Source organism: Clostridium sp. (genome assembly GCF_036660475.1).
Classification (GTDB): domain Bacteria; phylum Bacillota; class Clostridia; order Clostridiales; family Clostridiaceae; genus Clostridium_J.
This window is the reverse complement of record NZ_JAVXAO010000001.1, coordinates 603779-621251: the sequence shown is the minus strand read 5'-3', so window position 1 is coordinate 621251 and position 17473 is coordinate 603779. Positions and strand designations below refer to the sequence as shown.

General features: G+C 32.1%; 30 protein-coding genes. 29 read left to right on the top strand and 1 reads right to left on the bottom strand.

Going from position 1 to position 17473, the window contains the following annotated elements; all coding sequences use genetic code 11:
• Positions 1-172 precede the first annotated feature (172 nt).
• From RSA29_RS02795 to RSA29_RS02775, 5 genes are all read left to right on the top strand, one after another.
• On the top strand, positions 173-442 hold the full coding sequence (locus RSA29_RS02795) for a helix-turn-helix transcriptional regulator (protein ID WP_346941452.1): 270 nt from the start codon (positions 173-175) through the stop codon (positions 440-442).
• Positions 426-581: a helix-turn-helix transcriptional regulator gene (locus RSA29_RS02790; protein WP_346941453.1), complete on the top strand. Its 156-nt coding sequence runs from the start codon at positions 426-428 to the stop codon at positions 579-581. Before RSA29_RS02795 ends, RSA29_RS02790 begins: the two co-directional genes overlap by 17 nt.
• A 9-nt stretch (positions 582-590) precedes the next feature.
• The gene (locus RSA29_RS02785) at positions 591-773 is read left to right on the top strand and encodes a helix-turn-helix domain-containing protein (protein ID WP_346941454.1); all 183 of its coding nucleotides are present in this window, start codon (positions 591-593) and stop codon (positions 771-773) included.
• A 154-nt stretch (positions 774-927) separates the two neighbouring features.
• On the top strand, positions 928-1170 hold the full coding sequence (locus RSA29_RS02780) for an AbrB/MazE/SpoVT family DNA-binding domain-containing protein (protein ID WP_346941455.1): 243 nt from the start codon (positions 928-930) through the stop codon (positions 1168-1170).
• Between the two features lie 125 nt (positions 1171-1295).
• Positions 1296-1715: a hypothetical protein gene (locus RSA29_RS02775; RefSeq protein ID WP_346941456.1), complete on the top strand. Its 420-nt coding sequence runs from the start codon at positions 1296-1298 to the stop codon at positions 1713-1715.
• Here the strand turns inward: RSA29_RS02775 and RSA29_RS02770 are convergent.
• A complete protein-coding gene (locus tag RSA29_RS02770; RefSeq protein WP_346941457.1) occupies positions 1690-2169 on the bottom strand; it encodes a hypothetical protein in 480 nt (159 codons plus the stop codon). The two genes, RSA29_RS02775 and RSA29_RS02770, sit on opposite strands and share 26 nt — an antisense overlap.
• A gap of 93 nt (positions 2170-2262) precedes the next feature.
• On the opposite strand from RSA29_RS02770, the gene RSA29_RS02765 reads away from it, so the two are divergent.
• The 24 genes from RSA29_RS02765 (at position 2263) to RSA29_RS02650 (ending at position 17442) form a co-directional block, all read left to right on the top strand.
• Positions 2263-2412 carry a hypothetical protein gene (locus tag RSA29_RS02765; RefSeq protein WP_346941458.1) on the top strand — a complete coding sequence of 50 codons (150 nt, stop codon included), beginning with the start codon at positions 2263-2265 and terminating at the stop codon, positions 2410-2412.
• Between the two features lie 250 nt (positions 2413-2662).
• Positions 2663-3466, top strand: a complete 804-nt coding sequence (locus RSA29_RS02760) for a hypothetical protein (protein ID WP_346941459.1) — start codon at positions 2663-2665, stop codon at positions 3464-3466.
• Entirely contained in the window at positions 3430-3678 is a 249-nt protein-coding gene (locus RSA29_RS02755) for a hypothetical protein (protein WP_346944343.1), read from the top strand. The genes RSA29_RS02760 and RSA29_RS02755 overlap by 37 nt, the downstream gene beginning before the upstream one ends.
• Before the next feature lie 34 nt (positions 3679-3712).
• Positions 3713-4087, top strand: a complete 375-nt coding sequence (locus RSA29_RS02750; protein WP_346941461.1) for a Cas9 inhibitor AcrIIA9 family protein — start codon at positions 3713-3715, stop codon at positions 4085-4087.
• Positions 4088-4097: 10 nt separating this feature from the next.
• The gene (locus RSA29_RS02745; RefSeq protein WP_346941462.1) at positions 4098-5645 is read left to right on the top strand and encodes a PcfJ domain-containing protein; all 1548 of its coding nucleotides are present in this window, start codon (positions 4098-4100) and stop codon (positions 5643-5645) included.
• A 12-nt stretch (positions 5646-5657) separates the two neighbouring features.
• The gene (locus RSA29_RS02740; protein WP_346941463.1) at positions 5658-6695 is read left to right on the top strand and encodes a DUF3102 domain-containing protein; all 1038 of its coding nucleotides are present in this window, start codon (positions 5658-5660) and stop codon (positions 6693-6695) included.
• Between the two features lie 2 nt (positions 6696-6697).
• Complete coding sequence (locus tag RSA29_RS02735; RefSeq protein ID WP_346941464.1) at positions 6698-6919, top strand: hypothetical protein; 222 nt, start codon at positions 6698-6700, stop codon at positions 6917-6919.
• Positions 6920-6928: 9 nt separating this feature from the next.
• Entirely contained in the window at positions 6929-7225 is a 297-nt protein-coding gene (locus tag RSA29_RS02730) for a hypothetical protein (RefSeq protein WP_346941465.1), read from the top strand.
• A gap of 89 nt (positions 7226-7314) precedes the next feature.
• Entirely contained in the window at positions 7315-7527 is a 213-nt protein-coding gene (locus tag RSA29_RS02725) for a hypothetical protein (RefSeq protein ID WP_346941466.1), read from the top strand.
• A 34-nt stretch (positions 7528-7561) separates the two neighbouring features.
• Entirely contained in the window at positions 7562-7861 is a 300-nt protein-coding gene (locus tag RSA29_RS02720; protein ID WP_346941467.1) for a hypothetical protein, read from the top strand.
• A 69-nt stretch (positions 7862-7930) separates the two neighbouring features.
• The gene (locus RSA29_RS02715; RefSeq protein WP_346941468.1) at positions 7931-8452 is read left to right on the top strand and encodes a hypothetical protein; all 522 of its coding nucleotides are present in this window, start codon (positions 7931-7933) and stop codon (positions 8450-8452) included.
• 36 nt (positions 8453-8488) lie between these two features.
• Entirely contained in the window at positions 8489-9544 is a 1056-nt protein-coding gene (locus RSA29_RS02710; protein WP_346941469.1) for a site-specific DNA-methyltransferase, read from the top strand.
• Positions 9545-9568: 24 nt separating this feature from the next.
• Entirely contained in the window at positions 9569-9715 is a 147-nt protein-coding gene (locus tag RSA29_RS02705; protein ID WP_346941470.1) for a hypothetical protein, read from the top strand.
• A gap of 159 nt (positions 9716-9874) precedes the next feature.
• Positions 9875-10084 carry a hypothetical protein gene (locus RSA29_RS02700; RefSeq protein WP_346941471.1) on the top strand — a complete coding sequence of 70 codons (210 nt, stop codon included), beginning with the start codon at positions 9875-9877 and terminating at the stop codon, positions 10082-10084.
• 22 nt (positions 10085-10106) lie between these two features.
• Complete coding sequence (locus tag RSA29_RS02695; RefSeq protein ID WP_346941472.1) at positions 10107-10280, top strand: hypothetical protein; 174 nt, start codon at positions 10107-10109, stop codon at positions 10278-10280.
• 1 nt (position 10281) lies between these two features.
• Positions 10282-10458 (top strand): DUF3797 domain-containing protein, encoded by a 177-nt coding sequence (locus tag RSA29_RS02690; RefSeq protein WP_346941473.1) that lies wholly within the window; start codon positions 10282-10284, stop codon positions 10456-10458.
• Positions 10459-10467: 9 nt separating this feature from the next.
• Positions 10468-10839 carry a hypothetical protein gene (locus RSA29_RS02685; RefSeq protein ID WP_346941474.1) on the top strand — a complete coding sequence of 124 codons (372 nt, stop codon included), beginning with the start codon at positions 10468-10470 and terminating at the stop codon, positions 10837-10839.
• A gap of 34 nt (positions 10840-10873) precedes the next feature.
• Positions 10874-11377 carry a hypothetical protein gene (locus RSA29_RS02680; protein ID WP_346941475.1) on the top strand — a complete coding sequence of 168 codons (504 nt, stop codon included), beginning with the start codon at positions 10874-10876 and terminating at the stop codon, positions 11375-11377.
• A 211-nt stretch (positions 11378-11588) separates the two neighbouring features.
• Positions 11589-11969, top strand: a complete 381-nt coding sequence (locus RSA29_RS02675; protein WP_346941476.1) for an HNH endonuclease signature motif containing protein — start codon at positions 11589-11591, stop codon at positions 11967-11969.
• Between the two features lie 89 nt (positions 11970-12058).
• A complete protein-coding gene (locus tag RSA29_RS02670) occupies positions 12059-12571 on the top strand; it encodes a hypothetical protein (protein WP_346941477.1) in 513 nt (170 codons plus the stop codon).
• Positions 12564-14276 carry a terminase TerL endonuclease subunit gene (locus RSA29_RS02665; protein ID WP_346941478.1) on the top strand — a complete coding sequence of 571 codons (1713 nt, stop codon included), beginning with the start codon at positions 12564-12566 and terminating at the stop codon, positions 14274-14276. The genes RSA29_RS02670 and RSA29_RS02665 overlap by 8 nt, the downstream gene beginning before the upstream one ends.
• A gap of 24 nt (positions 14277-14300) precedes the next feature.
• Complete coding sequence (locus RSA29_RS02660; protein WP_346941479.1) at positions 14301-15569, top strand: phage portal protein; 1269 nt, start codon at positions 14301-14303, stop codon at positions 15567-15569.
• The gene (locus tag RSA29_RS02655; RefSeq protein ID WP_346941480.1) at positions 15559-16203 is read left to right on the top strand and encodes an HK97 family phage prohead protease; all 645 of its coding nucleotides are present in this window, start codon (positions 15559-15561) and stop codon (positions 16201-16203) included. The genes RSA29_RS02660 and RSA29_RS02655 overlap by 11 nt, the downstream gene beginning before the upstream one ends.
• A complete protein-coding gene (locus RSA29_RS02650) occupies positions 16204-17442 on the top strand; it encodes a phage major capsid protein (RefSeq protein WP_346941481.1) in 1239 nt (412 codons plus the stop codon).
• Positions 17443-17473: the final 31 nt, after the last annotated feature.

The following is a 17473-nucleotide window of genomic DNA, read 5'->3' as shown; positions in this document are numbered from 1 at the left end:
CTCCTCCATTTTTTTATGTTCATATTGTACCACTGATATTAAAAAATATTTTACAAAAGAACATAAAAAACTTTAAAATTGAAAAAATACTGTTGACATAGAACAAAATAAACCATATACTTAAAACAAGATTTAGAACATAATGAACTGTAATACAAAAAGGAGGTGTAAAATGAACTATAAATTGAAGCTCGCAAGAATAAAAAAAGGTCTCTTGCAGAAGGATATAGCTAAAAATATTGGAACAACAGAACGGACATACTCTAACTACGAAAATGGAAAAAGAAAAATAAAGGTAGAAGATGCTATAAAGATAGCTAATGTTTTGGACAAAACAGTAGAAGAGCTATTTACAACAGAAGAGGAGCCATTTACAAATGAAAATATTAAAATTGAAAGAAATACGAGTACAGAGGAAATATACAATGAAAGAATTATCTAAAATAACTGGGATTTCACAAGGGTATATAAGCGATATAGAAAGAGAAAATTATGACCCAACAATAAGAATTATATGCAAGTTATGCAAAGCATTAGAGATTACTCCAAATGATATTATAAATAGCGATTATTGGAGATAAAAAAAGGGGATGGGTATTATATATACAGTAAAAGAAGTTGCGGAGTACTTAAAGATAAGTGCAACTACACTTTATAGAATGGCAGAAAATAAAAAAATAAAATCTGTTAAAGTCGGGGGACAATTAAGATTCACTAAAAAAAATATTGCTGAATTTATTAATGTGGGAATAGATGAAATAAACATAGATTAGTAGCTATAAAACATAATAAGAAATTTAAAAACAAAGGCAGTAATGCCTTTTATAAAAATCTACTTTCAAAGAATGGACAAACACTGGTTAGTATATTCTATGGTGATAACCATGGGAATATGCCAAAATTAAAAAAATATGGAGGGGTATGTAAATGAAATCAACAGGAGTAGTAAGAAAGGTAGACGATTTAGGAAGGATAGTAATCCCAATAGAACTTAGAAGAACCTTGGATATAGACCTAAAGGATCCATTAGAGATTTACGTGGATGGGGACCAAATAATATTAAAGAAATATGAACCAGCATGTATCTTTTGTGAAGAGGTAAAAGGGATTAAGAATTACAGTGGCAAGAATATATGTCCAAGCTGTTCAAAGAGTATAGGGAGGTTATAGAGTTGACTAAGAAAGAAAAAGTAATTGATTTTATTTTAGGCAGCTTAGGAACGTGGGCAATAGTTGGAGTATTATTTTTAATAGCGAATAGGATTTACTAAATAAATATAAGTGGGGGATAGGATATGAATAAAATACAAGCAATGGAACATCTAGAGAAGCTCAAAGCGGACTGTGAGGGATTTACAAGCATAGAGACTAAAGATGCAGATGTAGAAGCATTAGTAGTAGCAATAGCGGCATTAGAAGAAACTAATCAAGGAGCACCAGTTCAAGAACGGTCTAAAAGGGATGATAAAGATATATACACTCAAGCGCTAAGAATGGCAGATGAGAAGATAAGTGAATATTTATTAAAATTTCCCAAACAAGTGTACCCAACAAATAGTTTATGGTTTATAGAAAAGGGGGAAGGCGTAGCACAAATAGGAGAAGAGATACTAAAGACACTAAAGGAAAAAGAGTTAACATATGTTGATGCATATGCAACTCTTGAGTATGTGTATAGATATTTAAAATTTATGAGTGAGTACACTCATCTTTAAAAGTATTAGTCAATGATATAACTTCATATTCAATTGTAGAATCAAGGTGTATAAATGGTAATGATAAATTTGTTTCTAAGTTTTTAGCATTATATAGAAGTGGATTTAAAGTGATGGTAGGAGCTGGAATATCTACAACCACTTTAAATAAGTCCAATAATAGAAGATAAGCAGTATCTGACTTAATATTTCTATAATCAACAAACTTAAAATTATCTGGAAGTGTAAATATATCACTAGGATATAATCCATTGGATTCAATTGATGAGTCACAATCTATATACCGATTAATGATAAGTGGGTGTTCATATTGAATGAAGTCACCAGTCCATAATGAGTTATTTATACTTATTACAATATTCAAGTTTTCATTTTGAGATACAATAGGAAATCTTGAAATTAATCGCTTTAGGTACAAGTCTAAAGCTTGAATTTGATTTAGTGTAAGTTTCATAAAATTCACCTCCTTTCAACAATATATTACCATAAATGACAGAAGGTGTACAACCGGTCTAAGGAATCACTTGAAAGTAAAGAGGTGATTTAAATGAAATCAGGACCTATTGTTACTAACGATGAAGAAAAGAAAGAGGTACTGTGGATAAAGCAGTGTACAAAGTGCGGATATTCAGTTTGGTCATTAAAACATAACACAATTTGCAGTAGGTGTGGAAATATTTCCACATGCAATAAGTAATAAAAGAAGATATAAAAAAGGCTATCCAAGTTGGAAGCTTGGATAACCTTATGCCGTGAACGATATACTAAATAATCTACTTTAAGTATATCAATTTTCATGGTGAAGGTCAATGAAAAATACAGTTCTTTGAGCTGTTAACCGGGCTTGTATGAGGTATTAACATTATAACTATAGATATTAATAATAAATAAAAAACAATAGTTATGATTTTAGAAACAAAAAGATTACAAGGCAATAGGAGGGGGCCATGAAAAAACATTTCATTCGTGAGAGAAGGATATACTGTGGAGAGAAATATTGTGAAGTAGATATAATACCTAGAACTGCAATGCAAGAAAAAGTAGCAAAAGGGAAAAGAGCTAAAAGAACAAAGGAGTCTGCTCCAAAACAAAATAATATTAATGATAAAAATGCAAGGAGATATTTAGTACAAACTGTAAATGGAAATTTTGGAACTGGAGATTATCATATATCTGCTACTTATAAGCCTAAGTATATGCCAGAGACAATAGAAGATGCAGAAAAGGTAGTAGGAAATTATTTGAGGAGAATAGCCTACGCAATGAAGAGAAAAGGAACTGTGCTTAAATATGTCATAGTAACAGAATATATAATGTCGGAGAATGAGAAGCCTAAAAATATACATCACCATATTGTTATAAATAGTGGATTGGATAGAGATGAAGTAGAAGCTTTATGGTCCATGCGTAGAAAAAAAGGAGAGAAAAAAGGTGATGGCATAGGAATTATTAATTGTGACAGGTTGCAGGCAGAAGGGAATGGACTTGAAGCTATAGCAAAATATATTACTAAGAGACATGGATCAAAGGGAAAGAAGAGATGGAGTTCTTCGAGGAATTTGATTAGACCTGAATCTATTAAAAATGACCATAAATACAGAAGTAAAAGAAAAATTGAAATGATAGCAAAAGAGAATGATAACAGCTTCTGGGAAAAAGAGTACAGTGACTATAAAATTTCAGAAGTTGAAAAGGTATATTACGAGGATACAGGATGGCACATATATCTGAAGATGTGGAAAAAAGAATGATGGGGGGAATATTAATGGAAGGATTTGAAATAGGGAGAAAAATAACATTATTAGCTAGGCAAAAGAAAAGTGGCGAAAATAAGTGGCAGGAGAAACAAGGAATAGTACTAGCAGTAAATAGTAAATCGGTGTTGATTGGGCACAAGAACTATAAAGAAAGCTATATGATAAATGAATTTCATACTGGGGATTTAAGAATAAAAACAAGGTAATCATTAGCTAATTAAAATATTGGAGGGTTATGTTATGTGTATTACAAATGCTATAGAAAAAATAAACCAAGAGATTAAAAAAGAGAACAGTGAATTTGTTAGAGTCATAGGAGCTTTCTTAATAAATCTGATAAAGAACAATGAAGAAGCTGCAAAGATGATAATGAATCAAGACAAGACTATAATGGGAAGTTTAAATGAAATGTCCAAAGAAGCGAAGAAGAAGGCTGTTAAAGGATGTGCAATGTTAAGTGATGAAGAAGGGTTTGGAATAGTACTGAAGTATTATGGGATAACTCAAGAGGTTGAAAAAGAAGTTAACAGTAGCAATAAGGTGATAAGCATTAATGAATATAAAAAGGAATCCAAGGAGCTTGACATAAACCTAGACGACTTGCTGGATTTATAGGAGGGATATCATGGGGGACTATTTATACGAGGAATATCTAGATCATATAAATTTTGAATTAACTAATGATGTTGAGAAATATGTTGATGATGTAGTTTTGGAAAAAAGTAGATATTTGTTTATTACTAAAAAAGGAAAGCAACACTATGCATATTGCACTCATTGTAATAAAGAAACAAAAGTAAATTTTGATATAAAGCATAACATAGAAGCTGAATGTCCAAGCTGTGGAAGTGAATGCACTGTTAAATATGCTGGATATTCAAGAAAAAAATTAATAGACCAAGATTATTTTTTAAGATTCGATAAAAGCACATGTGATAAAAATGTTATTACAGCTAGGGGATACTTTGTTTATAGAGATTACAGTGGAGATTATAAAAATATTGAGACTCATTATAGTTTAGTTGCTGTATATATATTTCGTCCAGGTGAGAAATCTATAATGTTAAGCAGATATTATTGGCATCGCAAGTATAATACGTATGAAGGCTGGGAAATGAGAAAGTCTGTTCATGACTTTTCAGTACAGACATATGGATCATCAGGTCTAACATGTAAATGCTTTACCGACCAAAAAAGTTTAGACGAGTCAATTAAGGATACTGTTTTTCAATATATGGATTTTGGAAGATATAATTTTGAAACATTAATAAAGGGTATAGGACTATATAGTCATTATCCATTAGTTATAGAACATTTAAGTAAGATAAAATTTTATGGGTTAATAGATGCAAAAATTTATGGGCTTAACACATACAGTGCGGTTAGTTGGAAGGGAAAAGATCTATACAAAGCTCTCAAGATAAATAAACAAGATTTAAATGCATTAAGGGATTCAAACTTAAGAATAACACCATTATTACTAAAGTTATATCAAATAAACAAGAAAGATGGGTCAAAGTTGAAGCCAAAAGAGCTTAGTGCAATAGCGGGTACAATTGAATACCCGGTGGAATTTATTAAACTTTTAAAATATGGAAGCTTAAAGAAAGTATATAACTATATATGTAAACAGAGAGATACAAAGAGATTACAAGGTTATTACAATATCATATCAACTTATAGAGATTATATAGAAGACTGTAATAAGCTAAATATGGATTTAAAAGATAGTCATGTATTATTTCCTATGAATTTAGTAAAAGCACACGAAGAAACAATTAAGAGGGTTAAATATAAGGAAAACAAAGATTTAAATCAAAGATTTGAAAAAAGATACAATGAAGCATATAAAAAATACTATCTTGAATTTGAAAATATATTTATAAGGCCTGCGAGAAGTGCAATAGAACTTATAAGAGAAGGCGAGAAGCTGCATCATTGTGTTGGCGGATATGCAGAAAGACATGCAAAGGGTGAAACTACAATTCTTTTTATAAGAGACAAAAGCAAACCAAGGACACCATTTTTTACAGTTGAAATTAAAAAAAATGAAATAGTTCAGGTTCGTGGGAAATACAATTGTAGGCCAGAGGGTGAAATAGCAGCATTTATAGAGAAATTTGAAAAAGAGAAGCTTGAAGAAAAGAATAAAAAGGCAAGGCTCACAGCCTAGGAGGTTAAAATTATGAATGAATTAGTAACAAGTGATACATCCATAACTGAAAGGACACCAGAGTTAATTGCAGCAGAGATAAACAATATAAAGAATCAAACAAAGCTTATGGTTTTAAATAATAGTATTGAAATTGGCAGAAAGCTTATAGAAGCTAAAAGTTTAATAAATCATGGGAAGTGGGCAGAGTGGTTAGAACAATCAGTTGATTATTCTCAGCGTACTGCAAATAACATTATGAGGATATTTACGGAATATGGGTCCAATCAGATAAGCTTATTCGGGAATACAAATTCGCAAGCGTTTGCGAATTTAAGTTATAGCCAAGCTGTATCACTCCTTGGAATACCGGATATAGAAGAAAGAGAAGATTTTGTTAAAGAAAATGACATAGATAATATGTCTACAAGAGAATTGGATAAGGCTATAAAGGCTATGAAAAAGGCTGAGAAAGAAAAAGAAGAAGCTATTAAGGCAGCTGAGGAGTTTAAAACTAAGTCTAAAGCGGTAGAGAAGGAAAAGGCAGCGCTAGAAGCTGAAATAAGGATTAAAGAAGAGTCTTTAAAGATTAGTAAGGAGAATATATATAAGATTCAGGATACGCTAGAGAGGGAAAGAGAAGGGGCAAAGCTAGAGGTTAATAAACTTAATAAAGATGTAGAGAGTATTAAGAGTGAATTAGAAAAAGCACAAGATGATGAAGATGATGAGGAAGCAGAAAAGCTTAAGGAGGAATTAGACAATAAGAAAACAGAAATATGTGAGTATATGAAAAAGGTCCAGGAGCTAGAAGAAAAGCTAAAGGAAAAGCCAATAGATGTAGAACTGGTAGAAAAGGTGCCAGAGGAGATAGAAAAAGAATTGGAGAAGCTTAGGGAAAAGGCGAGCATAGGGGAGGCAACAAGCAAATTTAAAGCTAATTTCAATATGATACAACATGCATTCAATGAGATGTTTAAGGCTATAGAAGAAATACAGAATGAAGAAGTTAGAGGGAAATATAAAGAAGCAACGAGAACTCTAATAGGAAAAATGAATGAGAGGTTATAAAGATGGCATATAAAGTACATGAACTAAAGAAAGGTTTTAATGCAATTAATCAAGGCGAGTGTTTAGTGGAAGTAGATTTAAGACCAGAAGTATATAACATTCTTAAAGTTGGAGATAACGTGTATAGTGTACACGTTATCTCAGATGAATTAAAACTTGTAGGAGTTAAGAAGCTAGATGTAAGAATAGGAATAGATTGGGGAAAAGTAAGTGAAAGGATTTAGGGTGATTCTATGAGTGGGGTAAAACAAATAAATATGTTTGATGAAATAATTACAGAGGATCATAGTGTTGAGATAGTAAAAAGCAAGATATTAGATAACTTTTATACAGCATTTAAAGATGAAAAAAGTATATTTAGCTATAAGGATTACGGTAGTTATGTAAGCATACTACCACATGCTAAATACTTTTCATCAGTAGGAAGATTTGAAATTGAAAAGAGTAAGCTAAATGAGTTTATTGACGCTGTAGACTTACAAGGTGGTAATTTAAGACCAAGCTATATAATAAGGCGAACTCTGTTATGAAGCAGTATCAGAAGCATTTAGAAAAGTTGAAGAGTAGACCAAGGGTTAAGAAATGAAAAAGTTAAGCAGCATGGGTGGAGGAGAGTAAGATGTTTAAATGTGTTAAAGAATTGATTATAGATAGGTATGATGATGAAATTATAGAAGATGAATACATGAAGGTCGATAAAGGCAGTGAGTGGCTCATTGAAGAGTGTGAGTATTGTGAGAATGACGTAAGGTTAGTAAATGACAATGCAGAGTGGATTGAGATTAGCAGAAGAGTATTTAAAGATCATTTTACAGAAGTCATTAGTTTATAATTTGTAGGAATGGTGAAAGAAAGGAATTGAAATTATGAAAGCAAATAAAAAGACATTGTTAGCTGTTAAAAATTATCTTCAACAACAAGACGGTTGGGATTTAGATGCGATTATAAATGATATAGTAGTCGATACTAAACTTTTAAGAACTAAAGAAATGGGAGAAAGCACTCTTTCTATGGATGAATGTGGAATTCAATGGGGCGGAGAAGATGTTTGTTTATTAGAAACATTTGTAGAAACTTATACGGATTTATTTATTGAAAATATATGCAATGTATTAGATTCATTTGTTGGAGAGCATATAGATTACTACTTAGAGGACGAAGAGTAGCGAATAATTCAAGGATTAAATTTAGGAGGAATAATATGGAAAAAGTAAAATTATCAACATTATCTAAAGATGAAATACTTTCAGTGGATGGGGAATATAGAGCGTTATAGAGATATGGAAATATATACTACAACACCACATCATGCTAGTTTCGATGTAAAAGATATTATAGATGATGCAATTGAAAATGTATATTGCAATGGCATGTACGAAGATTGGGATGATAGAATTCATGGTGATGTAACTGAGGAAGATATAAAAGATATACAAGCTATATTCGATAGAATATTAGCTAGAAGTCCAAGTCAAGGAGCAGATGCAATGCAGGTATTGTGTATTAAGAAGGGAGATATATTATTGAAAAATATAAGTAAATTATCTGATAAATGTAGAAAATGTTTAAATATTGATAAATGCAACAATAAGAAAATGGTAGGGTGTGCTGTGGTAGTTCCTATGATAACACAACATTCACAGCCAGTAATGAGAGCAGAACATACAATAAGTATTAACATGGGTGAATATGAAGAAATAGCAGAAAAATTAAAGAAAGACTTATATAAAAATTTGTATTGTTCATTTAATAGCTAATTTCACAATACAAGGAGCAGATGCAATGTAGGAATTGTGCGTGAGAGGGGTGATGGATTGCTAGAGTTAAATGATATTTATAACATGGATTGCAGAGAAGGTTTAAAACTCTTAGAAAATAACTCAATAGACTGCTGCATAACTTCTCCACCTTATTGGGGATTAAGAGATTATGGAGTACCAGGACAAATAGGGTTAGAAGATTCTTTACAAGAATACCTAACTGAAATGGTTGAATTATTTAGAGAAATTAAAAGAGTTTTAAAGGCAGAGGGGACATTGTGGCTTAACTTAGGTGATAGCTATGTAGGCACTGGTGGAGATAGAAAAAAGAAAGTTAAGAATGAGTTATTTCAGACTCAACAAGAACATGGTCCAAAGGATGGAAGATATGAAAGAACTAAGAAAATAAAAGAAGACGGATTAAAACCTAAAGATTTAATGGGGATACCTTGGAGAGTAGCATTTGCATTGCAAGATGATGGTTGGTATCTACGCAGTGATATTATTTGGAATAAAACTAATTGTATGCCTGAAGCTGTAAAGGATAGACCTACAAAGGCTCATGAATATATGTTTTTACTAAGTAAGAGTAGAAAATATTATTATGATGATGAAAGCATAAAAGAACCATGTGTTAATGGAGATCCTAATCTGCCTAGAGGAAGTAATGGAACATTAGGGAATCCGAATAAAGGTAGAAGGCTTAAAGGGAATTCTAAAACTTTTAGAGGTGGAGGAGCATATACACAAGGAAGAAGTTTTAATAATTCCATTACTGCAGAAAGAGAGAGTCATGGCAATGAACCAAATAAATTAGGAGTAAGAAATAAAAGGTCAGTTTGGAGTGTGGCCACAGATAAATTAGGAGCAGCACATTTTGCTACATTTCCACCAGAGTTAATAAGGCCTTGTGTATTAGCTGGATGTCCAAAAGGTGGAACAGTCTTAGATATATTCATGGGATCCGGAACAACTGCAATGGTGGCTTTAGAAAATCAAAGAAACTTTATAGGATTTGAACTTAATCCGGAATATATAAAAATAGCAAATAAGTATAGGTTGAGTGAAGTTCAATTAAAGATAGTATAGTTCACAATTCAAGGAGGAGTTAAAGTGGCTATTAACATGATGTGTATGAATGATAAATGTAAATATTATTATGAGGATAGTTGTACCAGAAACATCAATGAGGAAAGAATAGAGATTGATGAAAATGGTAAATGTGAAACTTTTGAACTAGGTATTTCAGAGATGTATTAGAGTTATATGATGGAGAAATGGAATTCAAAATAGTTGTTGATGGATGTGAATATGATTTTGACAAATTAGAGATATCGGTTAAAGGCGATGAACCAAAACTTTTAATCAAGACTAATTAATTTCACAATTAAAAGAGTATTCGAGGGAGGAATGTAGGGTTTGGATAAAAAAGAAATCAATATCAATCAGAAAGTTAGTTATATAGAACATTGTAGCAGAAGTGATGTAACAGGAGTTGTGACTATGATAGCAGAGGTACTTGAAAGTGATAGAAGTAATTTAGTAGGAAGAAAAATATATTACGTTAGCCAAGGGCCTCAATATATTACAGCGATGGTTTTTGAAGAGGAGATAATATTAATAGAATAATTAAAGATTAGGAAGTGATTAAGTGAGTTGCAAAAATGCTAAATATGATGCATGTGATTTTTGTTATATCTGTTCAATTACAGGCGATACTTGTATATTTATCAATCCTAATAGAGAATTCTGTATTGATAAGATAGAAGGTCAAGGAAAAGAAAAACAGAGTAAAAACAATAATGTGAATGGTAAGAGGTTATAAGATGAATGCATTTAAATTACTTGAGATAATGCCAAAGTATGAAAATTGCCTTGAATGTGGCAGTGATATTATTGGTGATGGAGAAGGCGGGATAATAGTTGAAGATGATACATTTACAAGGACTTGCAAGTGTGGGTTCAAGATAACTGTAGATGAGGATGGTAAAGAGGTTAATTAGGAGGTTGCAATGGGAGATAGTTATTGTGAGGTATGTGGGAATAGTAGAGTTGAATTACATCACATTGTATTCAGGGGACAAGCTTCATATATGAGAAATGTGAAAATAAATTTTAAATATTTATGTCAAGAACACCATAGAGGAAATGAGAGTCCACATATGAATAGTGATATAGATTTTAAATATAAGTATGAACTACAAAAGGAGCTATTTAAATTATTTGATAAAGAGTTTTATTCGGAGGATGAAATTAAGGAACTGTTAGGAATTAGTTATAAAGATGTTATACAGATAACTAAGAAGTTAAGAGTATACAGCGAAGGATATGAGAAGCTTGATATATGTATAAGGTTAATGGGTGGAAGACTATATGCAAAATGAAGCAGCATAGTTAAAAGAGAGGAGGAAATAGCAATTGAATAAAGAAGTTGAAGAAGCTATTAAAAAAGCTACTAGAGAAGCTATAAGAGAGTTTGATAAAGAAAAACAGTTAGAGAAGAGAGGGAAAGTATTTCAAAATACTAGATTGCTAATGAGGCACTACAACGACCTAAAGGATCATACCAATAAAGGGATTGATAGTTTGAGGTTTGCTATAGAAGACAAAGATTATGATAAGTTAACAGAAGATGAAATATTCATAATATCAATTAAAAGGAGTAAAGCGAAAACATTAGTAATGATAGCTCATATAGATATGGCATTAGATGAACTAAAGAAAAGACAGATAAAAGAAGATGCAATTGAAAAGTATTTTGCTTTAGAGATGTATTTTATAAAGGATATGAGTTATGAAGAAATACAAGAGAAGCTTAATTGTGGTAAGAACACTCCAAGTCGTTGGGTTAATCAAATGATAGATAGATTAAGTGTATTATTGTTTGGGATTGATGGAGTAAAGATTGACATGGTGGGGTAATTATGGGGAAAAGTTGGGGTTTTAATAGTGAGTTGAATAATATAAAATGGTAGTAAGTAAAAGTATATATAAATAATAATTCCCTCTTAATCAAAAGGCACTTATAGAAATATAGGTGTCTTTTAATTATTTAAAACAAATAAGTTATACACAACATATTGTGTATAGTGTGAATAACAAATACTATATATTGATATTGAGGGGTGAAGTAATGGCATTAATGAAGTTATGCAGATGTGGTAAGCATATAGAGCTAGGTGATGTTAGATGCTCAGAGTGTGAAGATAAGGTAAAACAAAAGTATAAAGAGACAGATAGAAGGCGAGGCAGTTCATATAGTAGAGGATACACAGATAAATGGAGAGCTTACAGATTGAAATTCCTAAGGATTAATCCTATATGTGTAAGGTGTTTAGCTGAGGGAAGATATGTACCAGGAACTGTAGTAGATCATATAGTTCCGCATAAGGGTGATATGAAATTATTTTGGGATAAGAATAACCATCAAGCGTTATGTAAGATGCATCACGATGTAAAAACAGCTAAGGAGGATGGTGGATTCGGAAACAAAGTGGGAGGGGGGAGTCGATAGCTACATAGCTAAGACCCTAAGACCACGTATCCACCCTTTCTGTGCAAAAAATCCGTTTATAAAACTTTCGAAAGGGGTGGCTGTAGAAAATGCCAAGAAATGCAAGACCAGTAGAATTGATTCAAGCAGATGGAAGAAGCCATCACCTAACTAAAGCGGAAATTAAACGAAGAAAATCAGCAGAAATAAATATATCAAATAAAACTTTTAAAGCTAGTGATTATGTAATGCAGGACCAAAGAGCATTAAAAGAATTTAAAAAATTAAAGAAATTATATAAAGAAATAGATTTTATAGCAGCATTGGATGAGCATATTATAAATCAATACTGTTTATCAGTTTCAGAATTAGATGATTTAATTATGGCCATGAATATTGCTAGAGAAAAAATGAAATCATTAGATCCATTGGAAAAAGAAAAAGGCTTAGAATTATTTATGACAGTAGATGTTGAATTGAGAATGAAGCGTCAGGAGATATTAAGACTTTCTGACAGACTATATCTTAATCCAGTTGCTAGAACTAAAAATATACCTAAAAAACAGGAGAATGACACACCGAAAAATAAATTTAATAAGTTTGTAGGTGGTGCTAGTGGATAGAGTAACAAAATATGCTATTGATGTCCTAGATGGTAAAGAGATAGCTGGGGAATATGTTAAGCTAGCTTGTAAAAGGCATTTAGATGATTTGGAAAAAAGTAAACTAGCACCATACAAATATGAATTTAACATAGAGAAGTCTCTGCGTATTATAGATTATGCAGAGACTTTATATATTGCTGAAGGTGAGGAAAAACTACAATTAGAATTATATTCATTTCAAGACTTTATATTAGGTTCTTTGAATGGTTGGGTTACAAAAGGAACTGGATATAGAAGATTTAGAACATCTTATATACAACTCGGAAGACAAAACGGTAAATCATTTTTAAATGGTATTTTAGGAACTTTTTACGGAAACTTTGATGGATATAATTATGGTCAGATATATTGTACAGCTACCAAACATGCACAGGCGATGATAGTATTTATGGAAATGGTTAAATTTATTAATTCAGATGAAGATCTTAAAGAGTTGTTTAAGGTTCAAGAATATAAAAGTACTATCATTTGTAACATAACTAATTCACTTATAACAGCGTTAGGGAGAGATACAAAGTCTATAGATGGATTCAGGCCACTATTAGGAATAGTAGATGAATATCACGCCCACAAAGATAACCAGATGTACAAGTTACTTGAGGGCGGTATTAAGAAAATGAAACAAGCCCTAATTAGTGTTATAACTACAGCCGGGTTTGATTTAAATACACCATGTTTTGAATTATATGAGTACTGCTGCAACTTGCTAAAAGGTGTATTTACAAATGAATCACAGTTTGTTTATATAGCTAAGATGGATGAAAAGGATGATATTTGGAATCCGGAAAATTGGATTAAGGCTAATCCTACTCTTGCATTTGATAAATTAGCCCTAGAAAACCTCATTCCAGTAGGTGATACAGCAAGAGACATGGGAGGAGAAACTCTTAGAGATTTCATTACGAAACAATTAAATATTTGGATACAGGCTACTGATAATGTTTATATTAAAGATATTTTAGCATGGAAAAACTTAGCTAGTGAAATGTCACTTGAGGATATGAGAGGAAAAGAGTGCTATGTTGGTTTAGATTTATCATCAGGTGGAGACTTGACTTCATTAGGGTTAGTATTTCCATTTTATAATGATGAAGGATTTAAGAAATACTTTTTACATTCACATAGTTTCATGCCGAGCAAGAGACTTGCAGAACATATTAAAACAGATAAAGCACCATATGATATGTGGGTTATGGAAGGACTTATTACCCTAACTGAAACACTTGGGGGGATTAAAACAGATTATAAATATATAATTGCTTACTTGAAGGAAATAGTTAAAAAGTATGATTTAAAAGTAAGAATGATTTGTTATGATCCACATAATGCAAGTGCATTTTTAAATGATTTAGAAGAGACTGGTTGGGATAGTTTACTAATTACACAATCATGTAAGTACTTAAATGATGCAACGGTGGATTTTAAACTTGAAGTTGAGAGTAGCAATATAATTTACAATAAAGATGAAGGAAAGGTATTAACATGGTCACTCGCAAATGCAAAAGTAGTACACAATAGTTTTAAAGAACAAAAGATAGATAAGGATTTAGCGCAAAAAAGAATTGACTGTGTAGATGCAATAATTGATGCGTGGACAGAAGCTATGAAGGGTAACCCAATTAAGAAAAGTATTTACGAAGAACGAGGTATTAGAACTATATAGATATAACTGAGGGGAGGTGAAAATTTGAGTATAAAAGAAAAGGTAATCAAGTTTTTAGGTGGAGAAATTAGAGAAATTCAAGATGTAAGTAGCAGTGATGAAGCTGGAATGAGAGCTATATTTGGAGTTAATAATAGCAAAAGTGGAATTGCGGTTACAGAAGAGAACTCTATGAAGTTATCGGCTGTTTATGCATGTGTAAGGATACTTAGTGAGAGCATAGCATCGCTACCATTAAAGATATACAAGTGTGGTCCGGATGGTAGTAAAAAAGTAGCTTATGAGCACCCACTCTATACAGTATTACATGATATTTCTAATTACAATCAAAGTTCATTTGAATTTAGGGAAACAATTATTGCGCACTTAAATTTATGGGGAAATGCTTACGTTAAAAAAATATTAGATAAGACAGGAAGGGTAGTTGAATTAGAACCTATAGAGCCTTGGAAAGTTAGAGTATATAAGGATGAAACAAGACCTAAAGAATTTCAGCTACAGTATGCAGTTAATACAAAGGAAGGTTATAAAATTTATTTTAAGGATGAAATATTACACATTAAAGGGTTAAGCTTTAACGGTAAAGACGGATTAAGTCCTATAGCATATGCTAGAGAATCAATTGGACTTGGATTAGCAGCTGAAAGGTTTGGAAGCCAATATTTTGGAGAAGGTACAAACCTTGGAGGAACTCTTGAGAGTCCTACCGCGTTGAGTGATGCAGCATATGAAAGATTGAAATCAGATTTATTAGCTAAAAGGCAAGGTTTAGATAATGCTCATAGTGTGATGATCCTTGAGGAGGGGCTTAAATATGCTAAAACAATAATTCCACCTGAAGATAGTCAATTTATTGAAACAAGAAAGTTTCAATTAAATGAAATAGCAAGGATATTTAGGGTTCCACCGCATATGATTGCAGATTTAGATAAAGCAACATTTTCAAACATTGAGCATCAGGGTATTGGGTTCGTTGTGCATACATTAAGACCATGGCTTGTTAGAATTGAACAGGCTATTTTTATGCAATTACTTACAGAGGAAGAACGTAAAACTTATTTTGTAGAGTTCAATGTTGATGGGTTATTGCGGGGGGATTTTAAAACACGTCAAGAAGGATATGCAATCGGTCGTCAAAATGGATGGCTTAATGCTAATGATATTAGGAAGCTTGAGAATATGGACCCGATTCCGGATGGAGATGCATATTTAGTAAATGGTAATATGATTTCAATAAAGGCGGCAATGAAAAATGTAATTGGGAAAGGGGGTGAGAAGAATAATGACAATTGATAAATCTAAAATTAAGATGCCAGAGATTGAAAAAAGGGAATTAATTAGCGAAGGTATAGAGATAAGAGAAGCTGAAAATGGAACTAAAACGATAAGTGGTTATGCTGTTAAATGGGAAATGAAATCACAAACATTAGGTTATTATTATAGATTTAAGGAGCAGTTTAAAAAAGGTGCATTTAATAATTCATTAACGGAAGATGACCAAAGAGGCTTGTGGAGTCATGATACGAGTAAAGTATTGGGGAGAACCAAAAACGGTACTTTAAGATTAGTAGAAGACGAGATAGGGTTAAGGTTTGAACTTGATTTACCTCAAACAACTTTAGGGAATGATGCTTATGAAACAATTAAGCGTGGTGATGTGGATGGGGTATCTTTTGGATTTAAAATGACAAAAGAGGAATGGGATGAAAGTGATCCAGATAATATAGTAAGAAGTGTAACACAAGCTAAACTGTTAGAAATTTCTCCAGTTGCGTTTCCGGCTTATCCAGACAGTATAGTTAGTGCAAGAAGTTATGATCCTTACAAAGTATATTTAGATAAGAGAGAGGCTGAAAATGAGCCTTTTTTTAATACCCAGAATTTTAAAAAGAAATTAGAATTAAAAATTAAGGAGAGTGGAGTATAAATGACAATTCAAGAACTAAAACAAAAAAGATATGGATTATACCAAGAAATGAGAGGAATTATAGATAAGGCTGATACAGAAAAAAGGTCAATGACAGGTGACGAAAATACTAAGTATGAAAGGTTAGATGCAGAGGTAGATGGATTAACTTCTGAAATTCAAAAGAGAGAGAAGCTACAGGAGCAAGAAAGACATTTTGCAGAAAAGCAAGAGCAGCAAGAAAAGAGAGAATTTGAAGATAACAAAGAAGGTAAAACTAAAAATATACTAGAAACTGAGGAGTATAGAAGTGCATTCAAACAATATATACTTGAGCCGGGTTCGATAACCTCAGAACAAAGGAATTTACTGATGGAAAAGAGAGCTCTTTCATCAGTAACAGGAGCATCGGGAGGGTATACAGTTCCACAAGGATTTTATAATCAAATTCAAGATGCAATGAAGTTTTACGGTGGAATGAGACAGGCTAAAACAAGTATTATTCCAACTACTAGTGGTAATGACATGCCAATTCCAACCGCAAACGATACTTCGATTATGGGGGAACTTTTGGGAGAAAATGCACAAGCAAATTCTGCGGATGTTACGTTTGGACAAGTAATTTTGAAAGCATATAAGTATTCTTCAAAAACAATACTTGTGCCATATGAGTTACTTCAAGATAGTGCGTTCAATATTGAACAGTATATTGCTAAAAAATTGGGAGAAAGAATAGGAAGAATAACAAATCAACACTTTACAACTGGGGATAATGCATCTAAGCCTCAGGGGATAATAACTGCATCAGCGTTGGGAAAAGCTGGAGTTGTGGGACAAACAACATCTGTTACTTATGATGATTTAGTTGACTTAATACATTCAGTAGATATAGTTTATAGGGCTAATGCTGAATTTATGTTTCATGATTTATCACTAAAGGCACTTAAAAAATTAAAAGATGGACAACAAAGACCATTATGGGTTCCAGGACTTGCGGTTAAAGAACCAGATACAATTGCAGGATATAAGTATGTTGTTAACAATGATATGCCTCAGATGGCTGCTAGTGCTAAGTCAATTGCATTCGGAGATATGTCAAATTACTTTATTAGAGACGTAATGGATATTCAATTGTTTAGAATATCAGATAAATATATTGAAAGTGGTCAAGTGGGATTTTTAGCATTCTACAGAGGGGATGGAAGACTTGTAGATGCAGGAATGAACCCGATAAAACATTACGCTAACTCAGCAACGTAAAATATGAAGGAGGCATAGCCTCCTTTAATTT

Coding starts and splice junctions, on each gene's coding strand:
- RSA29_RS02795 (WP_346941452.1), top strand. CDS start 173: ATGAACTATAAATTGAAGCTCGCAAGAATAAAAAAAGGTCTCTTGCAG.
- RSA29_RS02790 (WP_346941453.1), top strand. CDS start 426: ATGAAAGAATTATCTAAAATAACTGGGATTTCACAAGGGTATATAAGC.
- RSA29_RS02785 (WP_346941454.1), top strand. CDS start 591: ATGGGTATTATATATACAGTAAAAGAAGTTGCGGAGTACTTAAAGATA.
- RSA29_RS02780 (WP_346941455.1), top strand. CDS start 928: ATGAAATCAACAGGAGTAGTAAGAAAGGTAGACGATTTAGGAAGGATA.
- RSA29_RS02775 (WP_346941456.1), top strand. CDS start 1,296: ATGAATAAAATACAAGCAATGGAACATCTAGAGAAGCTCAAAGCGGAC.
- RSA29_RS02770 (WP_346941457.1), bottom strand. CDS start 2,169: ATGAAACTTACACTAAATCAAATTCAAGCTTTAGACTTGTACCTAAAG.
- RSA29_RS02765 (WP_346941458.1), top strand. CDS start 2,263: ATGAAATCAGGACCTATTGTTACTAACGATGAAGAAAAGAAAGAGGTA.
- RSA29_RS02760 (WP_346941459.1), top strand. CDS start 2,663: ATGAAAAAACATTTCATTCGTGAGAGAAGGATATACTGTGGAGAGAAA.
- RSA29_RS02755 (WP_346944343.1), top strand. CDS start 3,430: ATGGCACATATATCTGAAGATGTGGAAAAAAGAATGATGGGGGGAATA.
- RSA29_RS02750 (WP_346941461.1), top strand. CDS start 3,713: ATGTGTATTACAAATGCTATAGAAAAAATAAACCAAGAGATTAAAAAA.
- RSA29_RS02745 (WP_346941462.1), top strand. CDS start 4,098: ATGGGGGACTATTTATACGAGGAATATCTAGATCATATAAATTTTGAA.
- RSA29_RS02740 (WP_346941463.1), top strand. CDS start 5,658: ATGAATGAATTAGTAACAAGTGATACATCCATAACTGAAAGGACACCA.
- RSA29_RS02735 (WP_346941464.1), top strand. CDS start 6,698: ATGGCATATAAAGTACATGAACTAAAGAAAGGTTTTAATGCAATTAAT.
- RSA29_RS02730 (WP_346941465.1), top strand. CDS start 6,929: ATGAGTGGGGTAAAACAAATAAATATGTTTGATGAAATAATTACAGAG.
- RSA29_RS02725 (WP_346941466.1), top strand. CDS start 7,315: ATGTTTAAATGTGTTAAAGAATTGATTATAGATAGGTATGATGATGAA.
- RSA29_RS02720 (WP_346941467.1), top strand. CDS start 7,562: ATGAAAGCAAATAAAAAGACATTGTTAGCTGTTAAAAATTATCTTCAA.
- RSA29_RS02715 (WP_346941468.1), top strand. CDS start 7,931: ATGAAATACTTTCAGTGGATGGGGAATATAGAGCGTTATAGAGATATG.
- RSA29_RS02690 (WP_346941473.1), top strand. CDS start 10,282: ATGAATGCATTTAAATTACTTGAGATAATGCCAAAGTATGAAAATTGC.
- RSA29_RS02685 (WP_346941474.1), top strand. CDS start 10,468: ATGGGAGATAGTTATTGTGAGGTATGTGGGAATAGTAGAGTTGAATTA.
- RSA29_RS02675 (WP_346941476.1), top strand. CDS start 11,589: ATGGCATTAATGAAGTTATGCAGATGTGGTAAGCATATAGAGCTAGGT.
- RSA29_RS02670 (WP_346941477.1), top strand. CDS start 12,059: ATGCCAAGAAATGCAAGACCAGTAGAATTGATTCAAGCAGATGGAAGA.
- RSA29_RS02655 (WP_346941480.1), top strand. CDS start 15,559: ATGACAATTGATAAATCTAAAATTAAGATGCCAGAGATTGAAAAAAGG.
- RSA29_RS02650 (WP_346941481.1), top strand. CDS start 16,204: ATGACAATTCAAGAACTAAAACAAAAAAGATATGGATTATACCAAGAA.